We start from the raw sequence: 12,498 nt of genomic DNA on the forward strand, positions 1-12,498 counted from the left end.
GTTCAGAAGAAAAGGAGGCGAAAGGCATGAGAGATGGTTTTATCAAAGTTGCGGCAGTCACACCGGATATCCGTGTGGCAGACTGTGAATACAATGCAGAACAGATCTGCAAAAAAATGAAAGAAGCGGCAGCCCTTGGCAGTAAGATCATTGTATTTCCGGAGCTTTGTATCACCGGTTATACCTGTGAGGACCTCTTCTGGCAGGAGGTACTTTTAAATGGAGCAAAAGACGCACTGGATCAGATCAGAAAAGAAAGCCGTGAAATCGATGCATTGGTTTTTGTCGGACTTCCGTGGGAATGGAAAGGAAAGCTTTACAATGTTGCAGCGGCGATCTGCCATGGCAGACTGCTGGGACTGGTGCCGAAAAAGAATCTTCCGAATTATTCTGAGTTTTATGAGATGCGTCATTTTGAGCCGGCAAACGAAGAACTAGATTACATTGAATATCCGGGTGAAGAAGAGCAGGAATGGATTCCGTTTGGCATGCAGCAGATCTTTTACTGTCCGCAGATGGAGGGTCTTACTGTTGCAGCGGAAATCTGTGAAGATCTCTGGGTGCCGCAGCCTCCAAGCATCACACATGCCATTGCAGGAGCCAATGTGATCGTCAACCTTTCTGCGAGTGATGAAATCACCGGAAAGGACAGTTACCGCAGAAATCTGGTTGGCGGACAGTCGGCAAGACTGGTCTGCGGTTATATTTATGCAGATGCCGGAGAAGGAGAATCTTCTACGGATCTTATCTTTGCCGCACACAATCTGATTGCAGAAAACGGAACAATCCTTGCACAGTCAAAACGTTTTGAAAATGAGATCGTGACAGCAGATCTGGATATCCACAGGATTCGTGCAGAACGCCGCAGAATGACGACTTATCCGACTACGCAGAAAGAATACGAATGGACGGAGTTTGAACTGAAAACGGAAGAGACAAAACTGGAGAGAACGTTTGCACAGACGCCGTTCGTTCCGCAGAATAAAAATGACCGGGAACGTCGCTGCGAGGAAATCCTATCCATCCAGGCACTCGGTCTGAAGAAACGTCTGGTGCACACAAACTGCAAAAGTCTGGTAGTCGGAATTTCCGGCGGACTGGACTCTACCCTGGCACTTCTGGTGGCAGCCCGTGCCTGTGATATGGCAGGCATCGGAAGAAATCACATTCTGTCTGTGACAATGCCATGTTTCGGAACGACAGACCGCACCTATCAGAATGCCTGTGAGCTGACCAGAAGACTTGGAGCTACCTTAAAAGAAGTGGATATCCGAAAGTCCGTGACATGCCATTTTGAGGATATCGGTCAGGATATCAACTGTCATGATGTCACCTACGAAAACGGCCAGGCGAGAGAGCGTACACAGGTACTGATGGATCTTGCAAACAAGAGCGGCGGTATGGTGATCGGAACTGGTGACATGTCAGAACTTGCACTTGGCTGGGCAACCTACAACGGTGATCACATGTCGATGTACGGCGTGAACGCTTCCGTTCCGAAAACACTGGTACGCCATCTGGTGCGTTACTGTGCCGATACCTGTGAGGATCGCAGACTGGGAGAAGTACTGTATGATATTTTGGACACGCCGGTCAGCCCGGAACTTCTGCCGCCGGAAGACGGAAAGATTTCACAGAAAACAGAAGATCTGGTCGGACCTTATGAATTGCACGATTTCTTCCTGTACTATGTGCTTCGATTTGGCTATGCACCGGGCAAAATTTACCGTATTGCCGGAAAATCGTTTGCCGGTGTGTATGACGATGAGACGATCCTGAAATGGCTGAAGAAATTTTACTGGAGATTTTTTGCACAGCAGTTCAAGCGTTCCTGCCTGCCGGACGGTCCGAAGGTCGGATCCGTCGCAGTATCGCCGAGAGGAGATCTGCGTATGCCAAGCGATGCCTGCGTGCGTCTGTGGCAGAGAGAGCTTGAAAAGTTATAAATCACATAAATATTAAGTTGAAATATAAAATAATATTTGACAGAAAAGCAATCTTTATGTATACTTCTATACAGAGAGCAACGAAAGAGGGAAAGCAAAAGGGGGTGCCTGTGACAGCACCTACCTTTGTGCTTTTGCCAGAGAGTTTTTGATTGCCTGAAATAATAATTCAGAAGTATATTTATTCTCACGGGAGCAAGTGATCCCATCTAAGGACTGTTTCTGACAGATCTGTTCGGACAGTTCATCCAAAGAAGGTTCTACGAGCGGAAAGGCAGTAGTGACCGAATCCCCAAGATTTACAAGGCGAATAGAATCAATCTGATCCCTATTTAACGTAACTTCAATATCCGCATAATGGTTGTTCAGAATCAGGGAAGCCGTATAGACTCCGGGCTGATATCCGACGGAATCTGCATCAGCGGAAGAAGAAAACGTTGTTTTTGTTTCTGTATCCGGTGTATTTGATGCATCGTGTGGCCAGAACATCAGAAAAAGCAGGATCAGAAGTACCAGGATTAAAAAGATAAAAATGGCAGTGTAGATCAATTCTCTCATGTGCAGGACGACAATTTTAGGTTTGGACATCGGTGTTTCCTTTTTTGTTTTTACCAGTATATTTCGCAATGCTTCTCGATATGACGTTTGACTTGAATCAAAAGAGGTGGTTTGTATGAAAAACGATGTAGGGCGTGCACCTCGCAGTAACGATGCCAGAGATATTCTTAAATCTCAGGAAATCTCTGCATGCAGGAAAAGAAAGGAGAAGAATTTGGATGAACACAGACAAATGGAAAAGGATACTGGCAGGCTTTCTGGCGATACTTTGTCTTCTGACGTCGCCGATGTCCGTCTATGCATCCGGGATGCAAAAGAGCAGTTTTGCGGGAAAGAGACAGACAATGAGCAGTGAGAAAGCAACAGAAGCGAAGAGTGCTCAGAGCGAAATACTACAAAGACAGACCGAACAGCAGATGCAGACGGAAAAACAAAAGCAGACCGAACAAAAGCGGGAGGAAGGTCTGGAGTCAGAGTCTGCATCGAAGAAAAATCCGGAGATAAAACAGGAGTCCGAAGAACAGAAAAATCCGGAGACAAAAAAAGATCCAGGCAATCAGGAGAATCTAGAATCGCAAAGGAAACAGGAATCGAAAGAAAATACGGTTCAGGGCAGTTCGGATCAGACGGAAAAGGTGATGGATTCGATGAAAATTTCACAGACAGAGCGGCAGAACCGAAAAGTGTCCGGAGAGGAAGAAAACGAAAAAAATCCGAAAGTGAAAAAGCAAAGTGCGAAGAACGAGGCGAGAGCTGCATCAGACAGCATTTATCTGACGGTGCGTTCCAGTGCGGTGACGCTGGATAAAGCATCCGGTGTGAAAGTTGGAAATGTCAAAACACAACTGCCGGATGGATACGAAGGCTACATTCGAAGGACTGCCAAATGTGAGACGAACCTTGGCAGTGATGTTTTTACAGCCGAAGGCGGACCGCTGGATGGCAGGGAGGACTGCAAGACACTTACGGCAAAAGACAAGAATAAGTATTATGCCTGGTACCGGAAAGGGATGTATTATCAGGGAAAATGGGTGGACATCAAAGTGACACTGGTTGATTTCGAACTGCGGGACGGAGCATTTTTCCGTTTTGTGACGGATCGGCCGGGGATTGAGACCTGTAAAGTAGAGTGGGCAGAGACAAAAATGGAGTTTTTCCGCTCAGATAATGGAAATGCGATCGATGTCAAGGGTTATATCACATTTCAGGATATCGATCTTTATCAGGGAATCCTGATGAAAAATGGTTTTGGAAATGTTTATGTGAAAAGAGCAGCACTGGAAAATCTGAAAGCAGCAACGGTGAAGGGCAAAAATTATTACTTTGACACGTCCGGTCTGAACCAGAGCGGAAGTGATACCGGCTTTATGCTGTCGGTACTGATTTCGGGAAAGGCGGCGACAGCGGTCTTTACATTTGTCAGGCCGGAAAACAATCTTGGAACCTCTACAACACCGTCCGGCGGGCTTGTGGCAAAAGCTTACAAAATGTTTCCAAATGCCCATCCGCATATCGAAAAATATGTTTCGGACAGTGACGAAAAGATGACGTCCGAAAACCGCCTTTCCACCAGAGAAGAGACATACACCTATACGCTTCGCACGATGGTTCCAATCGAAAATGAAGAAACCTGTTACCATGATCTGAGCATTTCCGATCAGTTGGATGATTTTCTGGAGATTAAAAATGTCACTGTGACAAACGAAAACGGGGCAAATGCAGAAAAGTTCTGGACGATACAGAAAACAAATGCGTTTGTGGCTCGATGCAGTGATATCAAAAATACCAGTTTTTACGGCCATACGTATGATTTTCAGATCACGGTCGGCGTGAAAAAAGATGCCGGTCTTGAAAAACGCTGGGATCCGGCAAAGAAAATGGCAAGGATCAAAAATCAGGCATCTGCCTCTTCTGACGGCAACACGGTTCGATCACAAACCGTAGTGACAAATATTGCACCGGTGAAATCTTCCGTTTCGGTGGAAAAGAGAGATGGCAAAACAAAAGAAAAACTTCCGGGGGCCGTCTTTGCCGTATACGAATGGAACGGCAGCAGATATGCATCAACACCTCTGTTTCAGCTGAAAAATGAAGCAGATGGAGTGTATGAAAGTGCAGAAATACTTTCTTATACAGATGAGAACAAGGGAAAATTCAAGATCATAGAAGAACAGTCGCCGGAAGGCTACACAAAGAGTGGATGGGAGAAGGAATTTGTTATCTCACCGTTTGAAAGTAAAAAAATCACGTATCACGGTGACAACGCCTGTTTCAATGAACCGCTGTGGATCACCGTGCAGATTCAGAAAAAGGATCTGGAGACAGGAAAAGCACTGTCGGGTGCGAGATTTGCGGTATACGAATGGAATCAGGAACAGCAAAATTATGTGCCGTATGCAGCTCAAACGGAGCTTGTGACAGCCATAAACGGAGAGGCAGTCAGCAGTAAACTTTACTATCAGAAAAAGAACGAAGGAAAATTTCGACTTCAGGAAACACAGCCGCCGAAAAACTATTTTGGAGATTATGTGGACGGTGAGAAAGAAAAAGGGCTGAAATTCTATGATTTTCGCGTCACTGCCCAGAATGCAGGACAGAGCCTGGAGCTGACCAACAACGGGAAGCAGACGGGATTTGTCAATACACCGCAGATGGCATCGATCGCGGTGAAAAAAATCGGCGAGGTCTTAACAGAAGCCAGAGATTCGGCGGAGGGTGTGATATTTCTCTATGAAAAGCAGCCGCTTGCCGGAGCAAAATACGAGATTACAGCGGCAGAAGATATCTATAAGGCCGACGGAGTGACACTGGCTCTGAAAAAGGGTGCAGTGGCACAGCAGCTGGTAACCGGAAAAGATGGTACGGCAGTCAGCAGGAAGTTGTATCTTGGCAGGTATCATGTGACAGAAACCGAGGCACCGCAGGGCTATGTGCGAAAAGATACGGTAGCAGGAAATACCAGAACAGTGACACTTTCCTACCGCGGACCGGAAATCCGGGAATATGTAAGCGAAGAGCAGGTCTTTGAAAATGAACGCCCAAAGATGCAGGTGACGGTTTTCAAACACTCCGAGAACACACAGAAGGGACTTGCAGGAGCACGGTTTGGATTGTATGCGGGAGAAAACATTCTGTCGGATGGAAACAGGATCGCAGCAAAAGATACGCTGCTTGCTCTGGCGTACAGTAAAAAAGACGGAAGCTGTCTTTTTGATGCGGATGTTCCATGCGGTTACCGCTATTATGTAAAAGAAATCCAGGCACCGGAACATTACTATAAACAGGTGAAAAAAGCACGTTATGAGTTTCGGTGGATTTATCAGGATGATAAAACACAGCTTTACACATTCCCGAAACCTGGAAGCGAATCAGAAGCCGTTTTTCTGAACCAGGAAGTAACAGCAGAAGTTACGGTTCAGAAAGTGGATGCACAGAGCGGACTTTCCAAGCCACAGCAGATGGCATCTTTAAAAGGAGCCGTGTACGGCATCTATGCAAAAGAAGCGATTACATCGGCAGATGGCGATGGAGAGATTCTCTATGAGAAGAATGCAGAAGTCATGCGAAAAGAGACGGATACAGAGGGCAGACTTTGTTTTACAGGACTGCCACTTGGAACGTACTATGTAAAAGAAATCAAAGCTTCGGAAGGATACCTTGCCGATGCCGCAGTTTATACGGTGGACTGTGCCTATGAAGGACAGGATATTCTTGTGATCAAAAAAGAAGTGTTCAGTAAAGAACGCATCAAATCTCAGCCATTTACTTGCTTTAAACTGACCGGAGACAATAAAGAGACGGATCTGGAATGGATGAGAGGTGCCGGATTCTCTGTGTACAGTGTAAAAGAGCTGGAAGAAAAAGGGCATCTGAAAAAGGGCAGTGCACAGCTGGAAGATGCAGTCCTGATCCAGGAAGTAATCGATCAGTATCGGGATAAAGATACGCTTCAATATCAGAAAATGAAAGCCCTAGAAACGGCAGCTTATTATGATGAGGCAGGTAAGATGCAGCGTCTTAAGGAGCAGTTTTCCGATGAAAACGGAGTTCTGAATATCCGGGCACTTCCATATGGCAAATATCTGCTGGTCGAGACAACCGTTCCAGAAGGAAAGGTGGCGGCGGCACCGAAAGTGCTGAATGTCGATTCGGATGAAAAAGACGGACTGGTGGACGGCGACGGCAAAGGGACATTGCAGATGGGATCTGCCATCTGGGATCAGCCGCAGACCAGTTATCTTAAAATCGTAAAGAAAGACAAAACAACCGGGGAAACGGTAGCGAAACCGGGAGCAAAGTATGTGATCCATGATGTCGAAGGAGCCTACTTTAACTGGTATATGGAAGATAAGACCAGTGAGGAAAAAGTCGATTATATCAATCGCTTTGGAAATCTTGTCGTTGCCTATACAAACGGAGAGATGCTGGGATCTTATGAAAATCCTTATGTGACTGCAGAGCGAAAGGACAGCGACGGCAGAGTGCTCGGCACTTATGTCTCCACGACCACGACACTGCCGCAGGGACTTTATATTTTAGAAGAAGTGCAGGCACCGGAAGGTTATGTACGCCAGGGAGCAGAAGGAAGATACCGCAAAAGAAACGGACAGTATTTCTTTGAAGCTTCGGCAAAAAAGCTGCCGGGTATGGAAGCGATCCACGCACTGAAAATCACAGAAGAAGCGGTCGGAACCTGGGAACAGGCAGACATTGCTTCTAAAGATTACCGGGTGCGGGTGCAGATCGGTTCGGATGAGGCAAAGACAACGTATGACAGACTGGCAGGAGCCTTTGTGACGGAAGCGGTTCAGGAAAACGAGGCGGCAGTCGGCAAACTGAGCATTTATGCAGAGGGAGAAGTACTGACCGGATACGATCTGAAAAAGGGATTTGCCTATACCTGTAAGCCGCTTGCCGGCAATGTTTTTGTCGTGCGGGCAGCAGAAGATATCTTTTCCGGTGAAGGAAAGGGAGGACAGACTTTACTTTTTGCAAAAGGAAGTGTTGTGACCACACTCACTACCGATGAAAATGGAAAAGCATGGACTGAAAAAATAAAAGCAGCCGGCTGGGAATGGTATGGACTTCCGCTCGGCACTTATACGCTGGAACAGATAAAAGCAGCCAAAGGCTATGCACTTTCCGGGGAAAATCAGGCGGCAAGAACATTTGAGATCCGATATGCCGGACAGGAAGTTCCAATCCGGTATCAGAGTGAACTGTATGAAATTCCAAGACAGAGAGCACAGATCCAGATTGAAAAGAAAGATGCAGAAACAAAAGAAAAACTTACAGGAGCAAAGTTTGGGCTTTATGCGGCAGAAGATATTTTGGCAGCTGATCAAAAAAGCATCCTGGTAAAGAAAGATACCAGACTGGCGATCGCAGAGACAAAAGAAGCGGAAAACGGTATTATGGATGCGGCCTTTGACCTGGATCTTCCGATGGCACACTATTATGTCAGAGAAGAAAAAGCACCGGATGGATATTATCGGTCTGATAATACAGAAGAAATTTCCTTTACAGCTGAAGATGACAGATCCGAAGATAATATGGCAAACAGGACAGAAAATGACAAGAAATCAAATGCCAAAACAGACACACAGCATGATGCTACAATCAAATCGTATGTACGCACGTTTGAAAACTATAAAACAATGCTTCAGATTAATATCATGGACTATGATACAGAAACGGAGCTGGATGGAGTAAAATACAGTATCGTGGATTCGAAGGGTGAGATTGTGCAGGAAGCAGTCAGTATACATGGCAACAATGTGCTGATCCGGGGGCTGAAAGTCGGAGAAACTTATCAGATCAGGGAGACAAAGGCAAGAGAAGGATATAACTGGCAGATTCTGGAAAAAGAAGGTTATAAGTCCCCGCATGTAAAAGAAGGATACGAACAGGGAAATCGTTTCTTTGAGGGAATCGCAAGTAAGGTATTTCGGTGTCAGGAAAATCAGGCAGAGATTCGGCTGGAAGACAAAGAATGTGTACAGGTTGTCAGCCTGTTTAACCGTTCCATTTCCGGAAAACTGAAGATCCGAAAAGAAGGAGAAGTGCCGGAAGCGGAGATCAAAGATCAGAAACTGCAGAAGATAGTCTATGAGACAAAAGGGTTAAAAGGGGCAGAATATGACCTTGTGGCAGCAGAAACGATTCCGCATCCGGATGGTTACAGCAAAGACCTTTATCTGATGGGAACGACCATTGCCCATGTGATAACCGATGAACAGGGAAAAGCGATTCTTTCGGATCTGCCGCTTGGAAGGTATGAGATCAGAGAGACAAAAGCTCCGTCCGGCTACACGCGAAAGCAGAAAGATGCAAAACGAAACACAGAACTGTTGTGGAAAGACAGTGCAGATCTGGAAATTACCGCAACAGAAACCTTTTTCAACGAAAGACAGAAGATTGATATCGGGCAGGAACCGGATGGCCCGGAGGTGTCTCCGACGGTACCGGAAGAGCCGGGAACAATCATCGGAGAAGAGTGGAAAGGAAGGACCGGTGTCTTTAAGAAATGTGTGGACGGAGAGAAAGAAAACAGGCCGGAAGGAGCAGAATTCACACTTTATGCGAAAAAAGATATTACGGACGCAAACGGAAGTGTTGTGCTGCCGGCAGGAACGGAGATAGAGCGTGCCATTTCAGATCAGAGCGGAAGAGCCGTTTTTCAAACAGATCTGCCGCCTGGCACCTATGCAGTAAAAGAAACAAAAGCACCGGATGGATATTATCGATCTGATACGGAGCGGATTTTTGATTTTGAACCGTATAAAGACCAGGATCACATTTTTATCATCCGTATGAAGAGCGAGATCGAAAATGCGGCAGTAAAAGTAAGACTGTTTCTGAGAGATGATCTCACGAAAAAAGAGTTGGCAGGTGCGAAACTTCAGATCCTCGATGAAGATGGAAAAATTCTGCATGCAGTCAGCACAGAAAATACGGAAGGAAAGGGCTGTCTGATCCTGGGGCTGAATCCGGAAAAAACGTACCGCATCGTGGAAGTTCTTCCGAGAAAAGGCTATAAAAAAGAAATCCTGATCCCGGATTCCATGAAAGACATTCTGAAACAGGAGCAGAAACAGGAGGTTACTTTTTCTGTTTCACAGCAGTACACAGAGGAAACGATGGAGCAGATGCCGGAAGAAGTAGTTTTCAATCTGGAAAATGCTTTCATGACCGGAAAGGTGAAAATTTCAAAGACAGGAGAGATCTTAAACGAAGCATCCAGAAAGCTTGGAATTGTACAGGGATTATGGAACCAGATCAAAACCTGGTTTGGTTATCAAACAGGAAGCGTAAAAGGTGTAAGCTTTACAGTAAAAGCGAAGGAAGATCTGTATCACCCGGATGGCGTGACCGGTCTGATCTGCAAAGCGGGAGAGGTTGTTCCGTATCTGGTACGAAGTCAGAAGACTGCGAAAGCAGAAGGAGATACTGATCAGGATGGAAGCCTGGTGTTTGAACAGATGTATCTTGGAACATACGAGCTGGAAGAGATAAATATCCCGGAAGGATATCAGAAGAAAAAAGATAAGGTTTCGTTTGTGCTGGCAGAAACCTCAGATGGAAGTGAAGCAGATGTCACAGAAGCAGAGGTCCCGGTATACAACGAACGCCAGAAAGTGGAGATCCGGGTGACAAAATGCGATAAAGAAAATCCACAGAAAATGCTGGAAGGTGCAGTTTTCGGACTGTATGCGGCAGAGGATATCAAAACAGCAAAAGGAGAAGTTCTTCTGGAAAAAGGAACTTTACTGGAAACACAGAAAAGTGATAAAGAAGGAAACCTGTTGTTTGTCAGCGACCTGCCACTTGGAAAGTATGAAGTCCGTGAGATTGCGGCACCGGATGGCTATATCCGGACAGCACAGACAGAAGAGATTGATGCATCCTGGAAAGAAGACGGGATGGCAGTACAGAAATTCCAGGTTATCTTTGAAAATCAGATCACAAAAGTGTTTGTGAAGAAGACGGCATCCGATACAAAAGAACTGTTAGAAGGAGCAAAACTGGCCATTTATCAGGAAAATACCTGTATCGAAAGCTGGATCACAGAGAAAGAAGAGCATTGCGTGGAAGGGCTGGAAGTCGGAAAAACCTATACCTTGCGGGAACTTTCACCGGCACCTGGCTATGCAACAGCAGCAGAACAGGTATTTCAGATGGAAGATCATAAAGAGGAAGATGGCACTTATCAGGGACAGAAACTGGAAATGCAGGACCCGCCGACGGAAGTTCATATCACTGTCTTTGAAAAAGACGGAGATAAAAAAGTTCCGCTTGGAAATGTAAAAGCTCACCTGGAGACACCGCAGGGCGAGACGCTCCTGAAAGAAAACAGTCCGATGGAACGGGACGGCATCTGGGAGTCCGGAACAGAACAGGCAGAAATCTTTAAAAAAGTGGCGATCGGGCACTATAAGATCGTAGTGGATGAAATTCCGAAAGGTTATGTACATCCGGATGTGACAGACATTGAGGTGAAAGATACAGCGGAAGTACAGAAATTTGAAGTTCTGGTGGAACCAATCTGTATCCGGATTACCGGCTATGCATTGTCTTCAGCAGCAGAAAAGAAGCAGACAAGAACGATCCGGTCCGGGATTTATGTACATATCAGAGATCTGTTTGAGGAGCGGTCACTGGAACTTCCGGAAGCCTATACACGTGTTCCGTCTGGCAGTTATCAGGTGAAAACAGACCGTGTACCGGATGGCTATGTACTTCCGGCACAGACGAAGATCACGGTAAGAGAAGATACGTCAGAAATACAGGATTTTGAGGTAGAGATCCGTCCGACAGTGATTAAAATCGAAGCCGTTGACAAAAAGACGCAGACACCACTGGAAGGGGTAAAGATCAGTGTGGTTAATGAAAAAGGAAAGAAAATCTGGAAACATGTGACACTTACTGCTTTGAAAGAAAAAGTAATCCCATCCTGGTATACCATTCAGGTCGAGAAAGTGCCAAAAGGTTATCAGAAACCGAAAAATCAAAAGATTAAAGTCAAAGCAGTTGCAAATGTCCAGAAATACAAGGTGGAACTGACGAAAGAAGCACAGGTGCAGACAGAAAAACGTGTGGATACCGAGAACTTTGATAAAACAACCGGAAACGACCATTCAGGATTTCCATCAGATAATACATCGGATAATGAAAACGCTGTGACAGCAGCCAAAACAGGTGATGCATCCTGGATGGAAATGTGGATCTTCGCAGGTCTGATGGCAGCATCGAGCATGATATTATGGTTTTTCAGAAAGAAAAGACATATCAGATAAAAATAAGTAAATATTAGTAAAGAAGCCCGGAATCGACTGCCGGATTTCAGATAAGTATGACTTGAAATAAGGCTACCGCAATCCCACTGGCTTTAGACGGTGGGCTAAGGTAGCCAAAAATCAGAAATTATAGTATACTCATGGCATGGGAACCTGGAAATCTAAAAACAGACACAAATACTTATTACAATATCACATTATTTTTGTCTGCAAATATAGGAAGAAATTACTGGTTTCGAGGCAGATATCAGATGATATAAAGCAGTTTTCATATGAGATATGTCAAAGGCACAGTGTTATTATCAGATATATGGAAACAGATAAAGACCATATTCATTACATGATAGAGACAGAACCGACAATGTCTATTAGTAAGATTGTAAACCTGATGAAGAGCTATACAACATACCATATATGGAAAAGTTATCCCCAATATTTACGAAAACAATTTTGGAAAGAACATACCTTTTGGAGAGATGGATATTTTGCATGTAGTGTAGGAAATGTATCAGAGGAAATGCTGAAAAAGTATATAGAAAATCAAGGTTAAGGAGGCGGCAGTGGATGTTAAAGGCATATAAATACAGAATATATCCTAATAATGAGCAGAAAATACAAATTGCAAAAACATTTGGCTGTTGCCGTTTTGTATATAATCAGACACTGGCATACCGGAAAGAAGTATATGAGAAAGAGAA

General features: G+C 45.1%; 5 protein-coding genes. 4 read left to right on the forward strand and 1 reads right to left on the reverse strand.

Annotation, left to right across the window (positions count from 1 at the left end):
• Positions 1 to 26: 26 nt before the first annotated feature.
• On the forward strand, positions 27 to 1,946 hold the full coding sequence (locus tag LKD42_RS03290) for an NAD(+) synthase (RefSeq protein ID WP_248834813.1): 1,920 nt from the start codon (positions 27 to 29) through the stop codon (positions 1,944 to 1,946).
• Positions 1,947 to 2,066: 120 nt separating this feature from the next.
• Here the strand turns inward: LKD42_RS03290 and LKD42_RS03295 are convergent, their stop codons facing one another.
• Positions 2,067 to 2,504: an FMN-binding protein gene (locus tag LKD42_RS03295; RefSeq protein WP_248834814.1), complete on the reverse strand. Its 438-nt coding sequence runs from the start codon at positions 2,502 to 2,504 to the stop codon at positions 2,067 to 2,069.
• Between the two features lie 218 nt (positions 2,505 to 2,722).
• On the opposite strand from LKD42_RS03295, the gene LKD42_RS03300 reads away from it, so the two are divergent.
• From LKD42_RS03300 to LKD42_RS03310, 3 genes are all read left to right on the forward strand, one after another.
• The gene (locus LKD42_RS03300) at positions 2,723 to 11,800 is read left to right on the forward strand and encodes an MSCRAMM family protein (protein WP_248834815.1); all 9,078 of its coding nucleotides are present in this window, start codon (positions 2,723 to 2,725) and stop codon (positions 11,798 to 11,800) included.
• A 145-nt stretch (positions 11,801 to 11,945) separates the two neighbouring features.
• Positions 11,946 to 12,350, forward strand: coding sequence for an IS200/IS605 family transposase (tnpA, locus tag LKD42_RS03305; protein ID WP_248834816.1), 405 nt, complete (start codon positions 11,946 to 11,948; stop codon positions 12,348 to 12,350).
• Positions 12,351 to 12,364: 14 nt separating this feature from the next.
• A partial coding sequence (locus LKD42_RS03310) for a helix-turn-helix domain-containing protein (protein WP_248834820.1) occupies positions 12,365 to 12,498 on the forward strand: 134 nt, incomplete at its 3' end.

The sequence above is a fragment of the Hominisplanchenecus faecis genome, assembly GCF_020687205.1.
GTDB classification, from domain to species: domain Bacteria; phylum Bacillota; class Clostridia; order Lachnospirales; family Lachnospiraceae; genus Hominisplanchenecus; species Hominisplanchenecus faecis.

Coding starts and splice junctions, on each gene's coding strand:
- LKD42_RS03300 (WP_248834815.1), top strand. CDS start 2,723: ATGAACACAGACAAATGGAAAAGGATACTGGCAGGCTTTCTGGCGATA.
- tnpA (WP_248834816.1), top strand. CDS start 11,946: ATGGGAACCTGGAAATCTAAAAACAGACACAAATACTTATTACAATAT.
- LKD42_RS03290 (WP_248834813.1), top strand. CDS start 27: ATGAGAGATGGTTTTATCAAAGTTGCGGCAGTCACACCGGATATCCGT.
- LKD42_RS03295 (WP_248834814.1), bottom strand. CDS start 2,504: ATGAGAGAATTGATCTACACTGCCATTTTTATCTTTTTAATCCTGGTA.